This is a genomic window from Microbacterium sp. SL75 (assembly GCF_026625865.1).
Lineage (GTDB): Bacteria > Actinomycetota > Actinomycetes > Actinomycetales > Microbacteriaceae > Microbacterium.
In genome coordinates this window covers 2,919,211-2,940,397 of record NZ_CP113067.1, presented here as the reverse complement: position 1 = coordinate 2,940,397, position 21,187 = coordinate 2,919,211, and the positions used below count along the sequence as shown (strand labels likewise).

At 69.2% G+C, this 21,187-nt stretch carries 17 protein-coding genes; 4 read left to right on the top strand and 13 right to left on the bottom strand.

Translation table 11 applies throughout. The features are described 5' to 3' along the window. Positions 1-31: 31 nt before the first annotated feature. The 3 genes from ligA to OVA17_RS13890 form a co-directional block, all read right to left on the bottom strand. A complete protein-coding gene (ligA, locus tag OVA17_RS13900) occupies positions 32-2,482 on the bottom strand; it encodes an NAD-dependent DNA ligase LigA (RefSeq protein ID WP_267787126.1) in 2,451 nt (816 codons plus the stop codon). Between the two features lie 65 nt (positions 2,483-2,547). Beyond that, positions 2,548-3,645, bottom strand: a complete 1,098-nt coding sequence (gene mnmA, locus OVA17_RS13895) for a tRNA 2-thiouridine(34) synthase MnmA (RefSeq protein WP_267787125.1) — start codon at positions 3,643-3,645, stop codon at positions 2,548-2,550. A 9-nt stretch (positions 3,646-3,654) separates the two neighbouring features. After that, positions 3,655-4,839, bottom strand: a complete 1,185-nt coding sequence (locus OVA17_RS13890) for a cysteine desulfurase family protein (protein WP_267787124.1) — start codon at positions 4,837-4,839, stop codon at positions 3,655-3,657. A 46-nt stretch (positions 4,840-4,885) separates the two neighbouring features. Here OVA17_RS13890 and glgX point away from each other — a divergent pair, with 46 nt between their 5' ends. The 3 genes from glgX (at position 4,886) to glgB (ending at position 11,252) form a co-directional block, all read left to right on the top strand. After that, complete coding sequence (gene glgX / locus OVA17_RS13885) at positions 4,886-6,964, top strand: glycogen debranching protein GlgX (RefSeq protein ID WP_267787123.1); 2,079 nt, start codon at positions 4,886-4,888, stop codon at positions 6,962-6,964. Positions 6,965-7,149: 185 nt separating this feature from the next. After that, the gene (locus OVA17_RS13880; RefSeq protein ID WP_267789404.1) at positions 7,150-9,117 is read left to right on the top strand and encodes an alpha-1,4-glucan--maltose-1-phosphate maltosyltransferase; all 1,968 of its coding nucleotides are present in this window, start codon (positions 7,150-7,152) and stop codon (positions 9,115-9,117) included. Continuing rightward, complete coding sequence (gene glgB, locus OVA17_RS13875) at positions 9,114-11,252, top strand: 1,4-alpha-glucan branching protein GlgB (protein ID WP_267787122.1); 2,139 nt, start codon at positions 9,114-9,116, stop codon at positions 11,250-11,252. Before OVA17_RS13880 ends, glgB begins: the two co-directional genes overlap by 4 nt. Before the next feature lie 134 nt (positions 11,253-11,386). On the opposite strand, the gene OVA17_RS13870 is transcribed toward glgB, so the two are convergent. Both OVA17_RS13870 and OVA17_RS13865 read right to left on the bottom strand, forming a co-directional pair. Further along, positions 11,387-12,337 carry a tetratricopeptide repeat protein gene (locus OVA17_RS13870; RefSeq protein ID WP_210074722.1) on the bottom strand — a complete coding sequence of 317 codons (951 nt, stop codon included), beginning with the start codon at positions 12,335-12,337 and terminating at the stop codon, positions 11,387-11,389. Then, positions 12,334-14,145: a glycosyl transferase gene (locus tag OVA17_RS13865; protein ID WP_267787121.1), complete on the bottom strand. Its 1,812-nt coding sequence runs from the start codon at positions 14,143-14,145 to the stop codon at positions 12,334-12,336. The genes OVA17_RS13870 and OVA17_RS13865 overlap by 4 nt, the downstream gene beginning before the upstream one ends. 169 nt (positions 14,146-14,314) lie before the next feature. Here OVA17_RS13865 and OVA17_RS13860 point away from each other — a divergent pair, with 169 nt between their 5' ends. Beyond that, positions 14,315-15,391 (top strand): AI-2E family transporter, encoded by a 1,077-nt coding sequence (locus OVA17_RS13860; protein WP_210075358.1) that lies wholly within the window; start codon positions 14,315-14,317, stop codon positions 15,389-15,391. Positions 15,392-15,394: 3 nt separating this feature from the next. Here OVA17_RS13860 and OVA17_RS13855 read toward each other — a convergent pair whose 3' ends face one another. From OVA17_RS13855 to tsf, 8 genes are all read right to left on the bottom strand, one after another. Further along, on the bottom strand, positions 15,395-16,117 hold the full coding sequence (locus tag OVA17_RS13855) for an alpha/beta hydrolase (protein ID WP_210074718.1): 723 nt from the start codon (positions 16,115-16,117) through the stop codon (positions 15,395-15,397). Next, positions 16,117-16,404: a hypothetical protein gene (locus OVA17_RS13850; RefSeq protein ID WP_210074716.1), complete on the bottom strand. Its 288-nt coding sequence runs from the start codon at positions 16,402-16,404 to the stop codon at positions 16,117-16,119. The genes OVA17_RS13855 and OVA17_RS13850 overlap by 1 nt, the downstream gene beginning before the upstream one ends. A gap of 9 nt (positions 16,405-16,413) precedes the next feature. Beyond that, on the bottom strand, positions 16,414-16,941 hold the full coding sequence (locus OVA17_RS13845) for a transglycosylase SLT domain-containing protein (RefSeq protein WP_267787120.1): 528 nt from the start codon (positions 16,939-16,941) through the stop codon (positions 16,414-16,416). Between the two features lie 235 nt (positions 16,942-17,176). Further along, complete coding sequence (locus tag OVA17_RS13840) at positions 17,177-17,752, bottom strand: DivIVA domain-containing protein (protein WP_210074711.1); 576 nt, start codon at positions 17,750-17,752, stop codon at positions 17,177-17,179. Continuing rightward, entirely contained in the window at positions 17,749-18,801 is a 1,053-nt protein-coding gene (locus OVA17_RS13835; RefSeq protein WP_267787119.1) for a phosphatidate cytidylyltransferase, read from the bottom strand. The genes OVA17_RS13840 and OVA17_RS13835 overlap by 4 nt, the downstream gene beginning before the upstream one ends. A 5-nt stretch (positions 18,802-18,806) precedes the next feature. Beyond that, positions 18,807-19,361, bottom strand: coding sequence for a ribosome recycling factor (gene frr, locus OVA17_RS13830; protein ID WP_210074708.1), 555 nt, complete (start codon positions 19,359-19,361; stop codon positions 18,807-18,809). Positions 19,362-19,436: 75 nt separating this feature from the next. After that, the gene (pyrH, locus tag OVA17_RS13825) at positions 19,437-20,156 is read right to left on the bottom strand and encodes a UMP kinase (protein ID WP_210074706.1); all 720 of its coding nucleotides are present in this window, start codon (positions 20,154-20,156) and stop codon (positions 19,437-19,439) included. 144 nt (positions 20,157-20,300) lie between these two features. Continuing rightward, positions 20,301-21,128, bottom strand: a complete 828-nt coding sequence (gene tsf / locus OVA17_RS13820) for a translation elongation factor Ts (protein WP_103208967.1) — start codon at positions 21,126-21,128, stop codon at positions 20,301-20,303. Between the last annotated feature and the right edge of the window lie 59 nt (positions 21,129-21,187).

Below are 21,187 nucleotides of genomic sequence, written 5' to 3'. Positions count from 1 at the left end.
GGGGCTTCGACTCCCGCCCTCTCTCGTTCTCTCAGCCTGCGGACGCGGCGCGCTCGTCTGGCTCGTCGGGCTCGGAGCTGCCCGCCTCGACCCCGTCTGTCGCGCCGTCCAGGGCCGCGGGTCCCTGCTCGACGAGGATGCGGAACTGCGCGGCATCGAGGATCCGCACGCCCAGCTCTTCGGCCTTCGCGAGCTTCGACCCGGCGCCCGGCCCCGCGGCGACGAAGTCGGTCTTCTTCGACACGCTCGATGCGGCCTTTCCGCCCGCCAACAGGATCGCCTCTTGCGCGCCCTCGCGGGTATAACCCTCGAGCGAGCCCGTGGCCACGACGGTCACGCCCGAGAGCACTCCGCCCGCGGCCTCCGCGGCCCCCGGCCCGGGGTGACCCGGGATCGAGAAGCGCACCCCGGCCGCGGCCCACCGTTCGACGATCTCGCGGTGCCAGTCGACCTCGAACCAATCGATCACGGCGTCCGCGATGATCCCCCCCACGCCCTCGACGGCGGCGAGTTCTTCGCGCGACGCCGCGCGGATGGCATCGAGGGACCCGAACCACTGGGCCAGAGCGCGGGCCGCGACGGGACCGACGTGACGGATGTTCAGCGAGACGAGCAGTCGCCAGAGGTCCTTGGTCTTGGCCTTGTCGAGCTCGGCGATCAGCTTCGTCGCCTGCTCGGAGGGGCGGACCTCGCGATAGTCCTTGCGGATGCCGCGCCGACGGCGCTCCGCAGGATCGAGGTCTTCGGTGCCCGGGGGGTACGTCGCGGGCGAGAGCTTCTGGAACGGCAGGCGACGCACGAGCTCGCCGGTGTCGGGGTCGACCTTGCGCTCGCCCGTTTCGGAGTCGCGCACGATCACCTCGATGGGCACGAGCTCGTCGACGGTCAGATCGAACAGCCCCGCCTCGGTGTCGAGCGGTGGCTGGTCGGGGACCTCGGGTTGGGTCAGCGCTGCCGCGGTGACCTCGCCGAGAGCTTCGACGTCGAGCGCTCCGCGCGAGCCGATGTGTTCGACACGTCCACGCACCTGGGCGGGGCAGGAACGAGCGTTCGGGCACCGCAGGTCGATGTCGCCCTCTTTCGCCGGTCGCAAGGGGGTGCCGCACTCGGGGCAGTCCGCGGGCATGACGAATGCGCGTTCGCTGCCGTCGCGCAGCTCGACCACGGGCCCCAGAACCTCGGGGATGACGTCGCCGGCCTTGCGCAGCACGACCGTGTCGCCGATGAGCACGCCCTTGACCTTCACCACGTCCTGGTTGTGCAGGGTGGCCTGGCGGACGACGCTGCCGGCGACCTTGGCGGGTTCCATGACCGCGAAGGGCGTCGCACGACCGGTGCGTCCGACCGAGACGACGATGTCGAGGAGCTTCGTGTTCACCTGCTCGGGCGGGTACTTGTAGGCGATCGCCCAGCGCGGTGCGCGGCTGGTGGCCCCGAGCTCGTCGTGCAGCGCGAGCTCGTCGACCTTGACGACCACTCCGTCGATCTCGTGCTCGACGTCGTGTCGGTGCTCGCCGTGGTGCGCCACGAAGGCGAGTACCCCGTCGATCGACGACTCGACGCGACTGTACGGCGAGGTGGGCAGGCCCCAGGAAGCCAGCAGGTCGTAGATCTCGCTCTGCGCTGCGACGGGCGGGTTCTGCCAGGCTCCGATGCCGTGCACGTAAAGCTTGAGCGAGGCGATCCGCGCAAGCCCCGCCTCGAGCTCGAGGCCGCTCTTCTTGTCGATCTGCTGACGCAGACCGCCGCTGGCCGCATTGCGAGGGTTCGCGAAGGCGGGGAACCGCCGCGCCGCGGCGATCTCGGCCTTCTCTTCGTCGAACGCGCGTCCACCGCGACGACCGGCCGCACGCTCGCGCGCCTCGGCCAGCGCGCGCTCCCGGAGCTCGCCCTGCCGGCGATTGAGGTCCTCGAAGGACGCGACGGGGATGAAGACCTCGCCTCGCACCTCGACGATCGCGGGGTGGCCCTCACCCGAGAGCTCACGCGGGATGTCGGCCAGACGCAGCGCGTTCTCGGTCACGATCTCGCCCACCCGCCCGTCGCCGCGCGTCGCGGCCGAGGTGAGCACCCCGTTCTCGTAACGCAGGCTGATCGCGAGCCCGTCGATCTTCAACTCGCTCAGCCAGTGCACCTTTCGGCCCGCGGCGGCCTCGGTCTTGACGGCCCAGTCGCGAAGCTCGTCGGGAGAGAAGACGTTGTCGAGGCTGAGCATGCGCTCGGCGTGCTCGATCGTCGCGAGATCGGTGGCCTCGGCCGCGCCCACCGACAGAGTGGGGCTGTCCTGCCCCTGCAGCTCGGGGTGAAGGCGTTCGAGCGCCTCGAGCCGGTGCATCCACCCGTCGTAGGTCGCGTCGTCGACGACCTCGGCATCGCGCCCGTAGTAGGCGTCGCGCGCGCCGACGATGCGCTGCGTGAGTTCGCCCGCCTCGGCGCGTGCCTCATCGAGGGTGAGGTCGGGAAGCTGATCGTGCTCGGTCACTCATCCAGCTTAGGGAGGGGTTCCGACATCCTCGGAGGGCCTTGCACCACCAAGTCCCTCACCGGTCACGCCTCGACCGGAACCGCCGACACCGTCCGATCGATCGTGAACTGCCCGAGCACGCGCGTGCCGTCGTAGAGCACCGCGGTCTGCCCGGGCGCCACACCGTCGAACGGCGTCTCGGGACGCACCGTCAGCACACCGTCGACGAGCTCGGCCGTCGCCGGGACGGGATCGGCGTGCGCGCGGATCTGCGCGTGACACGCGAAAGAGGTCGACGAGGGTGCCCGACCCGCCCAGGTGAAGCGCTCCCCCGCGATCTCGGAGCACGCGAGCGCCTCCTTGGGGCCGACCACGACCGTGTTGTTGATCGGGCGGACCTCGAGCACGAATCGCGGTTTGCCGTCGGCCGCGGGAACCCCCAGTTGCAGGCCGCGACGCTGACCGACCGTGAAGGCGTGCGCCCCCTCGTGCGTGCCGACCACCGCACCTGTGCGATCGAGGATCTCTCCGCGCTCGGCACCGACCTTGTTGGCGAGCCAGCCGCGCGTGTCGCCGTCGGGGATGAAGCAGATGTCGTGGCTGTCGGGCTTCTGCGCCACCGACAGCCCGCGCTCCTCCGCCTCGGCGCGCACGAGCGCCTTCGAGGGCGTCGAACCGAGCGGGAAGTAGGTGTGAGCGAGCTGCTCGGCCGTGAGCACGCCCAGCACGTAGGACTGGTCCTTCGCGTTGTCGGAAGCCCGATGCAGCTCGCGCCCGTCGGGCGTATCGACGAGCGTGGCGTAGTGACCCGTGCACACGGCGTCGAAGCCGAGCTCCAGCGCGCGCTCCAGAAGCGCGGCGAACTTGATCTTCTCGTTGCAGCGCATGCAGGGATTCGGGGTGCGCCCGGCACGGTACTCCGCCACGAAGTCATCGATCACGTCGTCGCGGAACCGCTCCGAGAAATCCCAGACGTAGAAGGGCATGCCGAGCTTGTCGGCGGCACGCCGTGCGTCCATGGCGTCTTCGATCGTGCAGCAGCCGCGGCTACCGGCGCGGAGAGTCCCCCCGGCGCGCGACAGCGCCAGGTGTACGCCGACCACGTCGTGACCCGCCTCCACCGCGCGGGCCGCAGCCACCGCGGAGTCGACCCCACCGCTCATCGCCGCCAGAACTCGCATCGTCCCAGTCTACGAACGTCGGTCTGAACGGGCGCCGGATGCGACGGCCCGGGCGTACGCATCGGGCAGACGGGAGAGCACGGCGTCGACGTCGGCGTCCGTCGAGGTGCGGCCGAGCGTGAATCGCAGAACCGAGCGCGCCGCACGATCGTCCAGCCCGAGAGCCAGAACCACGTGCGAGGGCTCCGCGACCCCGGCCTGACACGCGGACCCCGTCGACACCGCGATCTGCTCCATGTCGAGCAGGAAGAGCAGCGTCTCGCCCGCGGCATCCGGGAAGAGCACGTGCGCGTTACCGGGGAGACGCTCGGTGGGATGCCCGAGCAGTCGGGCCGAAGGGATGGACGAGCGGATGCCGGCCACCAGGCGATCCCGCAGGGCCTCGAGACGCACGGCCTCGTCGCGGCGCTCGTGCTCGGCCGCCGTGATCGCGGCGGCGAAGGCGGCGGCTCCCGCGACGTCCTGGGTGCCGGCACGGAGGCTGCGCTGCTGCCCGCCGCCGTGGACGAGGGGCGTGAGGCGGGCGTGTCGCGAGACGACCGCTGCACCGACGCCGACCGGACCGCCGACCTTGTGAGCCGACACCGACATCGCGACGAGCCCGGAGGAATCGGTGCCCGCCCCGCGCCACGCGGCGAAGTCCACCGTGATCTGGCCGAGCGCCGAGACGGCGTCCAGGTGCAGCGGCACTCCGGCCTCGTGCGCGCGCAAGGCCAGATCGGCGGCATCCTGGATCGTTCCCACCTCGTTGCTCGCCACGAGCGCGGTGGCGAGGGCAGCACCGGGCAGAACGGTCAAGAACGCCTCGACGTCGATGCGTCCGAGCGGATCGAGGGGCGCGGCGCGCACCTGCGCGTCCTGCGTCGCAGCGAGCCACCCCACGGCGTCCAGCGTCGCGTGGTGCTCCCCGTCGGGCAGCACGATCGCGTCCGTCGCCGGCTGACGCGACCACCACAGGCCCTTCAGGGCGAGGTTGGCGGACTCGGTGCCACCCGAGGTGAAGACCACCTCGATGGGCTGGCACCCCAGGACCGCGGCGACGCTCTCGCGCGCGTCTTCGAGGAGACGCCGGGCATCCTGCCCCGCGGCATGGATCGACGAGGGGTTGCCGAGCACGTCGTGGGCAGCGAGCCACGCTTCGCGCGCTTCGGGGCGCAGAGGGGTGGTCGCCGCGTGATCGAGGTAAACCCGCATCCTCACCCTCCCCGTATCTCCCGCGCCTTTCACTAGCCTAAGACGCATGTCCCGACCCGAGACTGTCCTGCCCGCTCGCCCCGCCCTGCTCAGCTCGTCCCTCGACGACCTGGGGGTGCGCCTCGGCCCCGACGGCGGCACGCTGCGCGTCTGGTCCGGGTCGGCCGACGCGATGCAGCTGCTCGTCTTCGACGACCTCGACCTCGACTGGGCGACCGAGACGATCACCATGGACCCCGTCGGCGAGGGCGTCTTCGAGGCGACCACCGCACTGCTCCGCCCCGGCGCCCGGTACGCGATCCGCGTCGGCGGACCGCACGGGCCGGGACACACCTTCAACCCGCAGTCGCTTCTCATCGAGCCGTACTCCCGCGGGCTCGTGTCGGGCAGCTACGGCGATTGGCGCTCGGTGGTCGTGGACGGATCCTTCGACTGGGGCAGCTCGGCCAAGCCGCGCGTGCCCCTCGACCGCACGGTCATCTACGAGGGTCACGTGAAGGGCCTCACCAAGCGGCATCCGTTCATTCCGCCCGCCCTCCACGGAACGTATGCGGGTCTCGCGCACCCCGCGATGATCGACCACCTGCTCTCCCTCGGGGTGACCAGCGTCGAGCTGCTGCCGGTGCACGCCTTCGCCACCGAGCCGCGGCTGCTGCAGCTCGGACTGTCGAACTACTGGGGCTACAACTCGCTGAACTTCTTCACCCCCCACGCTCCCTACGCCACAGCGGCGAGCCGCGCCGAGGGGCCCGAAGCGGTGCTGCGCGAGTTCAAGGGCATGGTGAAACTCCTCCACGAGGCGGGCCTGGAGGTTCTTCTCGACGTCGTCTACAACCACACGGCGGAAGAGGGCATCGGCGGCCCCCGCACGAGCCTGCGCGGCCTCGACAACAGGGCCTACTACCGGCAGACAGCCGAGGGCGCGTACATCGACGAGACCGGCTGCGGCAACGCCGTGAACACCTCGACGGACGCCGCCGCGCGTCTGATCCTGGATTCGTTGAGGTACTGGAGCGAAGAGGTCCAGATCGACGGCTTCCGCTTCGATCTGGCGGTCACCCTCGGTCGCGACGAGCACCATTCGTTCACGCCCGAGCATCCCCTGCTCCAGGCGATCCGCGACGACGACCGGTTGGCGAGCACCAAGCTGATCGCCGAACCGTGGGACGTCGGAATGGGCGGCTGGCAGACCGGCAACTTCGGCGAGGGCTGGCTCGAGTGGAACGATCGGTACCGCGACCGCGTCCGCAACTTCTGGCTGAGCGACATCGACTACGCACGTCGGGCCGCCACCGCCCCCGTCGGGATCGGGGGCTTCGCCACGCGGCTCGCGGGGTCGTCCAACACCTTCAGCGAGGAGCGCGGCCCGCTCGCGAGCGTCAATTTCGTCACCGCTCACGACGGTTTCACACTGCGTGACCTCGTGTCGTACGACGTCAAGCACAACCTCGGCAACGGCGAGCAGAATCGCGACGGGGCCGACACGAACCGGTCCTTCAACCACGGCGCCGAAGGGCGCACCGACGACGAGCGCGTGCTCGCCACCCGACGCAAAGCCATGCGCAACCTCATGGGTACTCTGCTGCTCTCGGCGGGAGTGCCCATGATCACGGCCGGCGACGAGATGGGGCGCACGCAGCGCGGGAACAACAACGCCTACTGCCACGACTCCGCGCTCACCTGGCTCTCGTGGGACCTGGCGCCGTGGCAGCGCGATCTCTTCGCGCACACGCAGCGGCTCACGCAGCTCCGGCGCGAGAACCCCGCGCTGCGCCCGCGACGATTCGCCCGGCTCGGCGAGGTCATCCCCTCGGCATCCGTCATGGAATGGTTCGACGAACGCGGCGAGACGATGTCGATCGACGGCTGGAACGACCCCGCGCACCGGACGCTGCAGTATCTGGCGACCTCGACGCCCGAGGACGAGGAGCCCAACCGCGTGCTGCTCGTCGTCCACGGCACCGAGGCAGCCACCGAGATCGTCCTCCCCGAGCTCGAGGGCGCGCGGTACGTCTCGCTGTGGTCGAGCGCAGACGAGAGGCCGTCCGACCAGGCCGAGCGTTTCGCTCCCGGAGACGTGGTCCCCGTCGCCGGGGCCAGCATGCGCCTGTTCCGCGTCGACTGATCCGGGCCCGCTGTCAAGGCCGAGCGAAACCGTACGGCAACGTCGGTGGCCCGCGATAGGTTCGGACCGTGGCCACCACGACGACTCCCTCGCCCGAGCTGCCCTGGCGCAGCGCCGCCTCGATTCCCGTGCGTCCGGTCAAGCCGACGCCCACCTCGCGCAGCGTGGTCACCCCGCGCATCCCCATGGCGCTGCCGCATCCGAGCGTTCCGGGTGGCCGCTTCCGGCCTTCCGCGTACGTGGGCGAGGCCGTGCCGTTCACCGTCACGGCGTTCCGCGAGGGCCACGACCGCATCGGCGTGCAGGTGCGCCTGTTCTCGCCGTCGGGCGACGAATCGCTGCACCGTCTGAGCCCGCTGAACGACGGCTTCGACCGCTGGTCGACACTCGTGGCACCCCTCGAGCAGGGAATCTGGCGGTTCCGGTTCGAGTCCTTCGCCGACGACTTCGCCACCTGGGAGCACGCCGCCGAGCTCAAGATCGCGGCAGGCATCGACGTCGCGCTCATGCGCGAGATGGGCGCGCAGCTGTTCGACCGTGCTCGCGGCGAGAAGAAGCGCCCGGCCAGCGACAAAGACCGTCTCTACGACGCGGCCCGCGCGCTGCGCGACCCGGACGTGCACGACGACACCGCCCTCCAGATCGTCCGCGATCCCGAGATCGCGTCGCTTTTCGAAGCGCGCCCGATGATGGGCCTGGTATCGGTCGGACGGGATGCCGAGCTGCTCGTGGAACGCGAACGCGCCGGCGTCGGCGCCTGGTACGAGTTCTTCCCCCGGTCCGAGGGTGCGCGTCGCGCCGAGGACGGCAGTGTGGTCAGCGGCACCTTCCGCACCGCCGCCGAGCGCCTCCCGGCCGTCGCCGACATGGGCTTCGACGTCCTCTACCTCCCGCCGATCCACCCGATCGGACAGACCAACCGCAAGGGCCCGAACAACACCCTCGTCACCGAGCCGGGCGACCCGGGCTCGCCCTGGGCGATCGGCGCCGCCGCGGGCGGGCACGACGCCGTGCATCCCGACCTCGGAACGCTCGACGATTTCCGCGCCTTCGTGCAGGCCGCCCGTGAGAACGACATCGAGGTCGCTCTCGACCTGGCGCTCCAAGCCTCGCCCGACCATCCCTGGGTCACGGAGCACCCCGAGTGGTTCACGACGCTGCCCGATGGCTCGATCGCGTTCGCCGAGAACCCGCCCAAGAAGTACCAGGACATCTACCCGATCAACTTCGACAACGACCCTGAGGGTATCCGCGCAGAGGTCCTGCGAATCGTGCGCCATTGGATCGCGCAGGGCGTCACGATCTTCCGCGTCGACAACCCCCACACCAAGCCCCTGCAGTTCTGGGAGTGGCTCATCGCCACCGTCAGCGCCGAGGAACCCGGAGCGGTGTTCCTCGCCGAGGCGTTCACGCGCCCCGCCCCCCTGCAGGGACTCGCGATGGCCGGGTTCCAGCAGAGCTACACGTACTTCACGTGGCGCAACACGAAGGAGGAGCTCGAGGAGTTCCTCGGCGGCCTCGCTCACGAGACCTCCGACTTCCTGCGGCCCAACCTCTTCGTCAACACTCCCGACATCCTCACCGAGTACCTGCAGTTCGGCGGCCGCCCGGCGTACAAGATCCGCGCCGCGATCGCCGCGACGGCGGCGCCCACCTACGGGGTGTACGCGGGCTACGAGCTGTTCGAGAACGTCGCGCGCCCGGGTGCCGAAGAGAACATCGACAACGAGAAGTTCGAGTACAAGTTCCGCGACTGGGCCGGCGCCGAGGCCGCGGGCGACTCGCTCGCCCCGTACATTCGGATGCTCAACGCGGCGCGTCGTGCGCACCCGGCCCTGCTGCAGCTGCGCAACCTCGACATCCACTGGAGTGACGACGACTCGATCCTCGTCTACTCCAAGCACCTGACCGCAGAGCTCTCCCCCACCGGTTCCAGCGACACGATCATCGTCGTCGCGAACGTCGATCCGCATTCCGCCCGCGAGAGCACCGTGCACCTCGACACGACCGTGTTCGGCATCGAACCCGGCGTCTCGTACGAGGTCGAGGACCTCGTGACGGGCCAGGTCTGGACCTGGGCCGACCACAACTTCGTGCGCCTCGACGCCTTCGTCGAGCCGGTGCACATCCTGCACGTCAAGGAGAACCGATGACCTCTCTTCCCCCCGAGATCCTGGACGCCGTCGCCCACGGCGCCCACCACGACCCGCACAGTGTGTTGGGTGTGCACGAGACGGGCGCCGGGTGGGTCATCCGCTCGCGGCGCCCCCTCGCCCGCGAGGTGGTCGCCGAGCTCGCCGACGGTACGGCGGTTGCGTTGGAGCACGTGCGCGGAGGCATCTGGGAGGCGCCCGTCGAGACCTACCCCGGCGCCTACACCGTGCGTGCGTCCTACGACGGTTCCGAGCACGTGTCCGACGACGGGTACCGCCACGCGCCCTCCCTCGGCGAGCTCGACCTGCACCTCATCACCGAGGGCCGCCACGAAGAGCTCTGGCGCGTCCTGGGTGCGCACGTGCGAGAGCTCGACGGTTCGGCCGGCACCGCTTTCACCGTCTGGGCCCCCGATGCGCGCGCCCTGCGTGTGATCGGCGACTTCAACGGCTGGGACGGGGCCGGACACGCCATGCGCTCGATGGGCGGCAGCGGTGTCTGGGAGGTCTTCGTCCCCGGTATCGGCGTCGGCACCCGTTACAAGTTCGAGATCCTCACCCGCGCCGGCCAGTGGATCGAGAAGGCCGACCCCATGGCCCGTCTCGCCGAGGTGCCTCCCGCCACGGCATCCGTCGTCACCGCATCCGAGTACGACTGGGCCGACGACGAGTGGATCGAAGAGCGTTCGCGCACCGCACCGCTCGACCGGCCGATGTCGATCTACGAGCTCCACCTCGGCTCGTGGAAGCAGGGCCTGTCGTACCGCGAGGCCGCCGACGAGATCATCGACTACGTGGGTGCTCAGGGCTTCACCCACGTCGAGTTCCTGCCCCTCGCCGAACACCCCTTCGGCGGATCGTGGGGCTACCAGGTGTCGGGCTACTACGCCCCCACCAGCCGTTTCGGCTCCCCCGACGACTTGCGCTACCTGATCGACCGCCTGCACCGAGCCGGTATCGGCGTGATCATGGACTGGGTCCCCGGGCACTTCCCCAAGGACGACTTCGCCCTCGCGCGCTTCGACGGCGAGGCGCTGTACGAGCACCCCGATCCCCGTCGCGGAGAGCACAAGGACTGGGGAACGCTCATCTTCGACTACGGCCGCAACGAGGTGCGCAACTTCCTCGTCGCCAACGCGCTGTACTGGTTCGAGGAGTTTCACGTCGACGGCCTGCGGGTGGATGCCGTGGCCTCCATGCTCTACCTCGACTACTCCCGCAACGACGGTGAATGGGCGCCCAACCAGTTCGGTGGACGTGAGAACCTCGAAGCCATCCGCTTCCTGCAGGAAGTCAACGCGACTTCATACAAGCGCTACCCGGGCATCGCCCTGATAGCCGAGGAGTCGACCAGCTTCCCGGGGGTCACCGCCCCCACCTCTCACGCGGGCCTCGGCTTCGGGTTCAAGTGGAACATGGGCTGGATGAACGACTCGCTGCAGTACATCGGGCGCGACCCGATGTACCGCTCCCATCACGAGGGCGAGCTGTCGTTCTCCTTCGTGTACTCGTTCAGCGAGAACTTCGTCCTGCCGATCAGTCACGACGAGGTCGTGCACGGCAAGGGCAGCCTCTTCGGCCGGATGCCGGGAGACCACTGGCAGAAGCTCGCCAACATGCGCGCGTTCCTGGCCTACATGTGGGGCCATCCCGGAAAGCAGCTGCTGTTCATGGGCCAGGAGTTCGGCCAGATGTCGGAATGGTCGGAGTCCCGCAGCATCGATTGGTGGATGCTCGACCAGCCCTCTCACAAGCAGCTGCACTCCTTCGTCGCCGAGCTGAACCGCGTCTACAAGGATCAGGCGGCCCTCTGGTCGCGCGATCACGACGGTGCGGCATTCTCGCGTCTCGGCGCTCCCGCGTGGAACCCGAACGTGCTCGCGTTCGCGCGCCGCGATCATCACGGCAACACCATCGTGGTCGTCTGCAACTTCTCGGGCGTCCCGCTGACCGATTTCCCGCTGGATCTGCCCGAATCGGGGACCTGGAGCGAGATCCTCAACAGCGATGCCGAAGTGTTCGGCGGTTCGGGTCAAGGAAACTTCGGCGCCGTCGACACGGACGGCCGCGGAAGCGCCACCCTGACCCTCCCGCCCCTCGGCGTTCTCTGGCTCCACCACCGCGCGGGAAGCTGACACCGGCACGACAGACCCCGGGTACTGGACCGCATGCCGCGTCCCGGTGCCCGGGGTCTGTCACGCGTGCACCTTCGCGAACGACGAACGGCCCCGTCCTCCTGCGGGAGGGCGGGGCCGCGGATCGTCCGGCGTCAGAAGAGCAGCGACGCCAGACGCGAGCGCGCGCGGATGACGCGGGCGTCGTCGTCGCCGACGAGCCCGAAGAGGTCGAGCAGGCGCTCGCGAACCGGAGCGCGCTCGTCGGTCGGCAGAGCGGCGAAAAGGTCGAGCAGGCGGCCGAAGGCGTCGTCGACGTGACCGCCCACGACATCGAGGTCTGCGACGAGGAACTGCGCCTCGAGACCCTTCGGATCCGCGGCCGCGGCAGCGCGTGCCGCCTGGAGGTCGGCACCCTGGACGCGATCGAGAAGGCGGACCTGTCCGAGACCTGCGCGGGCATCGGCATCGCGGGGGTTCTCGGCGAGGGCCTGCTCGTAGGCGCGGATCGCGCGCGCGTAGTCGCCCTCTTCGATGGCGGCGAAGGCCTCGGCATGCAGCGGGGGCAGCTCCGGCTCGGCAACGGGGGCGTCGGGGGCGGAGCTCCCCTCGACCGGCACGGTTCCGGTGACACCGTGCTGGGCGGCGAGCTGCAGGAGCTGGGCGAACACGTCGCGCACCTGCTGCTCGGGCACGGCGCCGGTGAAGAGGGGAACCGGTTGACCGGCGACGAGGGCGAGCACCATCGGAATCGACTGCGCCCGGAAGCCCTGCGCGAGCTGCGGGTTCGCATCGACGTCGACCTTGGCCAGCACGAGTCGACCGGCGAGCTCGGTGACGACTTTCTCGAGGACGGGGCTGAGCTGCTTGCACGGTCCGCACCACTCGGCCCACAGGTCGATGACCACCGGCACGGTGCGCGAGAGCTCGAGCACCTCGCCGAACGTCTCGTCGGTCACGTCGAACACGAGCGGCAGGGCGCCGACCGCGTCCGCCGGCGCGGCGGGGGCGCCGGCTGCGGGAGCGGCGGGCGGCTGCGGACGGTTACGCAGCGACGAGAGGTCGACGGCACCGCGCATCACGGAACCGGGGGCGGGAGTGCTCACGGGGACACCTTCGCTTCGAGGAGGCTGGATCGGTAGCCGAGCAGGCGGATCTGGTCATCGGAGCCCTGGCTGGGCACGTAGAAGAAGACCTGGTCGGAGTATGTCGTGGTGAAGCCTGTCGCGGACTGGTCGACACCGGTGAGGGCCTTGACCGCGGGGTTGTTGTCCAGCTTGATCACGGCGTCTTTGTTCGTGGGCTTCGCCGTGTCGCTCTCGTACACGTTGACGGCGACGATGGCACCCGTGTCGAGCGTGGCCAGCGCGATCGGAGTAGCCGCTCCCGCCGAAGCCGAGAAGCTGATCTCCGCCGTTCCCGCACCGGTCTGGTTCAGCTCGTCGGTGCGCTTGGTCTTGTTGTCCAGGATCGCGGACAGCAGGAGATCGTTGGCCGTGTCGAACTTCGCGAACGAAGCGCTGTTCTGACCGTTGTTGATGACGTCGGCGTAGGCCGCGGCGACCTTCTCGGGCGCCATCACCAGGAACGAGGAGTCCGGCGGGACCTGGGTCGCGCCCACATACGGAGCCGCCAGCTCGGGGAGGTTGGTGGAGGCTTCGAGATTGCCGACGTAGGAGGCCTTGTACTCCTCCCACGGCGTCTGCTGCGTCATCATCATGATCGTGGTCGTCGGGGTCGCGGCATCCGCCGACTCCACCACCGTCATCAGGGTGCGGGGCCACGTTCCCGTGGTCTGCGGGAGGACGATCTGCACGGGCTCCGCGGGAATCGCGGGCAGAGCCGGACGATCGGCGATCGCGGCGCGCAGCTTGTAGTTGGTCTGGCGCTCGGCCAGGGCGGGACCCGAGAGGCGCTCGGCGACCACGTTCGCATCGAGCGAGGCGTCCGCCTGGGCAACGGTCGACGAGACCTTCGAGACGATGCGCTGGGCCTGAGCCTCGGTCACCGCGGGCGGGAACTGTCCCTCCGGGACGATCACCGTGGGTGTGGGGCTCGGCGAATCCGTCGCGGCGAGCTGCGGCCAGGCATCGGCGGAGCAGCCCGCGAGAAGGGCCACCGACACGCCCAGAGCCGGCACGGCCACCAGCGCACGACGACCACCGAGGGCGCCGCGTACGCGCGCGCCTGCCCGGCGCCCGGGGCTCTGGGTCACGACCCCCTTGCTCTCGCCATCCGCGCCGATCGTCGAGATCGGCTCGGTCACGGGCAGCGGCAGGCCCTTGCGGCGCGGACGACGCTGGCGACGCACATGGCGGATGCCCAGCAGGTAGAGAATCAGGCCGATCAACAGGACGATCCCACCGCCGACGATGAGGGGACCGGCCCACGGCGTGGAATCGTCGATCGGCCAGGTGAGGCTGATGTTCGCGGGCGCCGGGGCGGTCCCGTCGGAGGCGACGAGGACGCTCATGTCGCGCGGGAGCTGCAGGGTGGTCGACAGCGACCCGGTCTGCTCGAACTCATCGAGCCAGAGATCGGAGTCCACGGGAGAGCGTCCGGTCGTCGCGGCGCCGGAGGCGGGTGTCACCGTCGGCTCGACCTCGGAGGTCTGCACCGTTCCCTCGCCGTCGAGCGTGACGGAGGTGTACGCGACGTCGGCGAGCCACGCCTTCACATCGGCGGTGCGCCCGTACGAAGCGAACACGGCGCCGTCGCCCTGGACGCGCAGCGTCTGCGCACCCGGGACGCTGTTCAGCACCGCTCCGTCGATCAACGTGAACGCCGTCGATCCCTCGGTCTGCACGTTCGCCGAGGTCTCCGAGGGTCCGTGGAACACGGTCCTTTGAGCGATACCGGCACCGATCATGGCCGCAGCGATGACGAATGCCACCACGGCCCAGACGAATCTCACGCTTCACACCATCCCCACCGGTGGCTCGGGCGCCACCGAATCGACATTTCAGACTATCCGAGGGTGCCTGAAAGTTCTCGGCAAGGCCCGTCGCGCGCTCGGACGGCTGTCGGCTCAGTATCCTGACGACACGGGCGCACCTGCCCGGCTGATGCGGGAGTCGTTCGGCATGAAGATCCACAACCCCTTCCGGGTCGCTCTGCTCGCCACCCTCGGCGTGGGAGTCGGCCTGCTGCTCATCGGCAGCGTGCAGAACCTCTCGACGATCCTGCTGTACGTCGGAACGGCGCTGTTCCTCTCCCTGGGCCTGGACCCCGTGGTCTCGTTCCTCGAGCGTCGCGGGCTCCCCCGCTGGGCGGCCGTGCTCGTCACGATCCTGGCGGTGCTCGGCGTCTTCGCCGGCATCATCTTCATGGTCGTGCCCATCATCGTCAGCCAGATCGCCCAGCTCGTCACGCAGATCGAGCAGCTGCTGCAGCCCGGCCGATGGAACGAGATCGTCACCGACGTGCAGACCTGGGTGTCGCAGACGCTCCCCTGGCTCAAGATCGACGAGGTCTGGGCGGGTATCCAGCACTGGTTCTCGACGCTGGATGTCGGAAGCATCTCCACCATGATCGGCAACAGTCTGCTGACCATCGGCGGCGCGGTCGCGGCCGGCCTCGGCGGCGCCTTCATCGTGCTGATCCTCACGATCTACTTCACGGCATCCACCCCCTCGCTGAAGTCGGCCGTCTATCAGCTGGTTCCGGCGTCGAAACGTGCTCGTTTCATCGAGTTGGCCGAGAAGATCACCGACTCCGTCGGCTACTACGTCATGGGACAGGTCAGCCTCGGCGTCATCAACGGCGTGCTGAGCGCGATCTTCCTGTCCATCATCAACGCCCCCTTCCCCGCCGTCCTCGCGGTGATCGCGTTCTTCTTCTCGCTGATCCCCCTCGTCGGCACGCTCACGGGTTCGACGATCATCGTCCTGACCTGCCTCATCCCCGGCCTCGGCACACCCACCTGGGCGATCGTGGCCGCGGCGATCTACTACCTCGTCTACATGCAGATCGAGGCGTACGTGATCTCCCCGCGCATCATGAACCGCGCCGTGTCGGTGCCGGGATCGGTCGTGGTCATCTCGGCACTGGCCGGCGGCGCGCTGCTGAACCTGCTGGGCGCGCTCATCGCGATCCCGGTGGCGGCGAGCATCCTCATCATCTACCGCGAGGTCATCATCCCGCGGCAGAACGAGCGCTGATCCTCAGCCCCCGAGCTCGCCGTCCCACTCGGTCGGCAACGGCAGGGCGTCGGGGTTCACCGCAGCGACGATCTCGGTCAGCACGCGGCGCGTCTGCGTCTCGCCGACCCACAGATGCTTGCCGCCGTCGACCGCGATGAGGGTGGCATCCGGAACGGATGAGAAACGCTCACGGGCTTCGGCGGGACGCAGGTAGTCGTCGAACTCGGGCACCAGCACGACCATCCGGCGTGCATCGCCCGCCCAGGCGCCGACCTCTTCGGCCGTCGCGCGGTGCAGCGGGGGTGAGAGCAGGATGACGCCCTCGATGTCGTGATCGCGTCCGTACTTCAGGGCGAGCTCGGTGCCGAACGACCACCCCACGAGCCAGGGGCGCGGAAGACCGCGCTCCCGCACGAAGTCGACGGCCGCAGCCACGTCGAAGCACTCCTTCGCGCCCCCGTCGAAGGCGCCCTCGCTCGTTCCCCGCGCAGACGTGGTGCCGCGGGTGTTGAACCGCAGCACGGCGAGGTTCGCAAGCGCCGGAAGCCGGCCAGCGGCCTTGCGCAGGATGTGCGAGTCCATGAATCCGCCCGCGGTGGGCAGCGGATGAAGAGTGACGAGGGTCGCGACCGGCTCGCCATCGGCGGGAAGAGCGAGTTCGCCCACGAGGGTCAGCTCGTCGACCGTGCGCAGCTCGACCTCCTCACGGCGGGCGGGCAGCAGAACGGGTCCGCGAATCTCCATCAGGCGATCCTCCAACAGTGCGTGTGCCAATGACGCCGGGCGGCGAGGTCGGCAGCGTCTCCGAGAACGCCATCGGCGCGCCAGACGACCAGATGAGCGGTTCCGGCCTCGACGGTGCGACCGCAGCCCGGACACAGGTAGTCCTTGACCGCCTGGGCAGCAGAGATCGGCTGCACCGTCCACTCGCCGCCGCGTTTGACCTCGGTGCGCTTCCACCCCGCGATCAAACGGTCGAGAGAGTCGTCGCTGCGCGACGAATCGGGGCGTCTCTTACGGGAGCGGGGCATGGATGCCGCTCACCACCAGTGGTTGGCGGTCCAGAACGCGTACGCGCCGGCCCAGCCGCCGTAGCGACCGGTGGCGTAACCGGTTCCCCAACGCAGGTTGTCGACCGGGTCGTAGCCGTTGCCGGGGACCTTGCTGCACGGCAGGGCCTGGACCAGGCCGCACGCTCCCGACGACCGGTTCGTCGCGTTCGGGTTCCAGCCGCTCTCGCGACTGACGATGTAGTCGACGTAGCCCATGTCGGCTTCGGAGATGCCGGCTGCGGCCATCCACTCGGCGGGAGCCCCGCCGCCGGAATACAGCACGGGGCCGGAGTTGCCCGACGACGAACCCGAGCCCGCGTCTTTCGAGCGCGACGGAGCCGGGGTGGGCGTCGGGGTCGGTTTGGGCTTCACGTAGACGTTGTAGCTCGCGCGATCGAGCTGCGGAGCCTGCTTCTCTCCCGAGGTCGAGACGGCTTGCGTATCGCCGAGGCCCTCGGCGTACAGCGTGACGGTGTGCGGCTCCTCGGCCTGCGCGGGCAGGAGTGAGGCCCCCATGGGGCCCACGTAGGCTCCCACGAACAGAACGGCGGCGGCGGCTCCGAAGACGCCGACCACCCCACGACGACGCGACCACCGCGGACCGGAGCGACGAGGGAGCGTCGGCGGGACCACGTCGACCCACGCGCCCCGGCGGGCGACACGGGAGGCGGATGCACGCGAAAGTTCCGAACCAGAAGTCACAGTGCGCCCGATTCTACCGAGGCCCGAGCGAGGATGCCACGCGCGGGAGTCATCCGACAGCGAGCATCACTTCGACGACCGCGTCGAGCACCGCATCGACCTGCGTCTCGCGATACCCGCCCCGCTGCATCCGGAAGGCGACGGAGCGGACCTGCTCGGGCGTCACCGGATCACCCGCGGCGAGATAGCGCGCGACACGCTCCGCGACGACGTCGACCTCGTCCACGCGGTAGCCGTAACGGAGAACACCCACACGGTCGAATCGCGAACCGCGCGGTCGACGGAGTCGGTCGAGGACCACCTGCGCCGTGTCGCGGGTTTCGGCGACCCAGGCGCGGGCACCGAGACGAGACAGGGCGTACTCGCGCTCGCGCGCGGCGAAGGCGTCTTCGACGCGCCCGAGGGCGGCGTCGACCACTTCCACCCGGTACCCGCCCTTGACGAGCGGGAACGCGGCGGCGCGCACCTCGGACGAACGCAACGCACCCAGATCATCGGCCTCGAAGGCTTCACGGGCACGGGCCAGGAACACGTCCACGGCACGCTTCTCGTACCCCTTGGTGCGACCCGAGGTCGTCGGGAACGGTGTCGCGGCCGCGGTGTCGTGGATCGGCGTCTCGGTCATGACACTCCCAACGGGGCGAGCAGATAGAACATCACGAGGGCAGCGGTCGCCGACGGAAGAATCGAATCGAGCCGGTCGAGCACTCCCCCGTGACCGGGGAGCCACGAGCTCATGTCCTTGATTCCCAGATCGCGCTTGAGCATCGACTCGCCGAGATCGCCGACTGTCGCCGTCGCGAGTACGACGGCACCGAAGATGAGCCCGGCCCACCACGGCACCTGCAGCATGAAGGCAGCGAGCAGGGCACCGGCGAGGAGAGCGGCGACGCACGCGCCCGCGAAGCCCTCCCAGGTCTTCTTCGGACTGATGCGAGGGGCCATCGGATGCCGCCCACCCCGGCCGAACGTCAGGCCCGAGACGTAGGCCCCGGTATCGGCAGCCACCGCAAGGATCAGGAACGCGAGCACCCACCACTCGCCGCGGGGCTGTGCGAGCAGGATCATCGCGACGCTCGTGAGGAACGGCACGTACAGCTGAACGAAGCTCGCGACCAGCACGTCGCCGATGACCTCGATGTGCGCGCGCCCGTCGGAGGCGAACATCTGCGCGGTGAGCCGCCACACGATGACCACGACGACGGCCGCCAGGGTCGCGACCCAGTGCACCCATGGCCCGAGGAAGAATCCGCTGAGCAGCAGCAGGAAGCCCATGACGAGCTGGGGAACGACATCGACGCGTCGACCCGACACCTGCAGGGCCCGCGAGAACTCCAGGACGCCGAGCACCATGGCGGCGGCGGCGAACAGCACGAACAACCACTTGATGAAGATCAGCGAGGCGACGACGATCGCACCGATGGCCACACCGATCAGGGTCGCGACGATGAGGTCGCGGCCGGTGCGCTGTTTGAGCCGCTCATTCGCCTGATCGAACTCCGCACGGGCGTTGGCGATGTGCTGCTCGGCATCCGATCGCATGGCGCGCAGCTGCGACTCGATCGCGTTCACGCCCTCGCCCGTGTTCGGCGAACGGCGCGCCGGATCGAGCCGGCGAGGCGAGGCGGTCGGGTGGACCGGCTCGCCTTCGCCGATTTCGGGGGCGTCGGGCATGGGTGTCAGACCTCGAGGAGCTCTGCCTCTTTGCGCTTGAGCGCCTCGTCGATCAGGTCGACGTGCGTGCGCGTGACCGCGTCGAGCTCTTTCTCGGCGCGAACGAGTTCGTCTTCTCCGACGTCGCTCTTCAGCGCGTCGAGGTCGTCCTTGGCCTTGCGGCGGAGGTTGCGCACCTGCACCTTGGCGTCCTCGCCCTTGCCGCGCACGATCTTCACGTACTCCTTGCGGCGGTCCTGGGTGAGCTCGGGCATCGTGACGCGCACGATCGTGCCGTCGTTGGTCGGGTTGACCCCGAGGTTCGGCATGTCGCGGATGGCCTGCTCGATGGCCTTCAACGCCGACTTGTCGTACGGGTTGATGACGAGAGTGCGTGCCTCGGGGTTGTTCAGCGAAGCCAGCTGGGCGAGAGGGGTGGGCGACCCGTAGTAGTCGACCATCACCTTCTGGAACATCTGGGGGTTCGCGCGCCCGGTACGGACCGTCGCGAAGTCTTCCTTGGCGGCCTCCACGGCGCGATCCATACGCGCTCCGGCATCGGCGAGGACATCGGAAATCACGGTGACTCCATTCGTTGGGACTGACTGATTAGTCTAGTCGCGCGCGAGCCCGGCTCCCCGGGCTCGCGCGGCGCGTCATGCGGTGACGAGCGTGCCGATCGTCTCGCCGAGCAGGGCCCGCGTGACGTTCCCCGCGGGCTCCATGCCGAACACGCGCATGTCCATACCGTTGTCCATGCAGAGGCTGAACGCGGTGGAGTCCACGACCTTGAGTCCCTTCTGCAGCGCATCACCGTAGGTGACGTGGTCGAGCTTGGTCGCATCCGGATCCACGTTCGGGTCGGCGGTGTAGACGCCGTCGACGCCGTTCTTGGCGACGAGGACCTCGGTCGCGCCGATCTCCAACGCGCGCTGGGCGGCGACCGTGTCGGTCGAGAAGTAGGGAAGGCCCGCACCCGCGCCGAAGATCACGACGCGGCCCTTCTCGAGATGACGCACCGCGCGGCGCGGGATGTAGGGCTCCGCCACCTGCGTCATCGAGATGGCGGACTGCACGCGGGTGGCGGCACCGGCCTGCTCGAGGAAGTCCTGCAGTGCGAGGGAGTTCATCACCGTGCCGAGCATGCCCATGTAGTCCGCACGCCCGCGGTCCATCCCGCGCTGGCTGAGCTCGGCACCCCGGAAGAAGTTCCCACCGCCGACGACGATGGCGATGTCGACGCGGTCCACCGCCTCGGCGATCTCGCGGGCGATCTGTCCCACGACGTCGGGATTCACGCCCAGTTGGCCGCCGCCGAACGCCTCCCCCGACAGCTTCAGCAGTACTCGGCGGCGCTTGGTGGATTCATCGATCACGTGTGATGTCCTCTCGTCTTGAACAAACTATCTCCCCGCACCTGCGACCGATACGACGGATCCGATATGGGTAGCGGGCAGGGAAAAGGCCCGGGATGCCGTGGCATCCCGGGCCTCATGACGGGCCCTGAGCCTGTCTAAGGGTTACGCGCCGACCTTGAAGCGGGCGAAGTCGGTCAGCGTGAGACCGGCGTCGGACGCGACCTTGGCGACGGACAGCTTGTTGTCCTTCGCGTAGTCCTGGTCGAGCAGCGAGACCTGCTTGAAGAACGCGTTGACGCGTCCCTCGACGATCTTCGGCAGCGCGGCCTCGGGCTTGCCCTCGTTGCGGGAGATCTCGGTGACGATCTCGCGCTCCTTCTCGACGTCGGCCTCGGGCACGGCGTCGCGAGTGAGGTACGAGGGGTTCGCGAACGAGATGTGCTGCGCGATCGAGCGAGCGGTCTCGGCGTCGTCGCCCGAGTAGGCGAGGACCACGCCGACCTGCGGGGGCAGGTCCTTGCTGGTCTTGTGCAGGTAGACCTCGAACTTGTCGCCCGAGATGGTGCGCACGCGACGGAGCTCGACCTTCTCGCCGATGATCGCGGCCTCGTCCGAGATGAGCTGCTCGACGGTCTTGCCGTCGGCGTCGGCGGCCAGGGCGGCCTCGACCGAGTCGGCACCGGCGGCGGCGGCCGCGTCGACGACCTTGTCGGCCAGCGCGATGAAGCGCTCGTTCTTGGCGACGAAGTCGGTCTCGCAGGCGAGCTCGAGCAGCGTCACGGAACCGTCGTTCTCGCGAGCGGCGACGAGGCCCTCGCTGGTCGAACGGTCGGCGCGCTTGGCGTTGCCCTTGGCGCCCTTGAGGCGCAGGATCTCGACGGCCTTCTCGACGTCGCCGTCAGCCTCTTCGAGCGCCTTCTTCGTGTCGACCATGCCCGTGCCGAGCTGCTCGCGCAGCGCCTTGATGTCGGCGATCGTGAAGTTTGCCATGGTGTGGCGTCTCCTTGTCGTTTTCGTTCTCGATGTGAGCCCGGCGGGGCCGTGCCGCT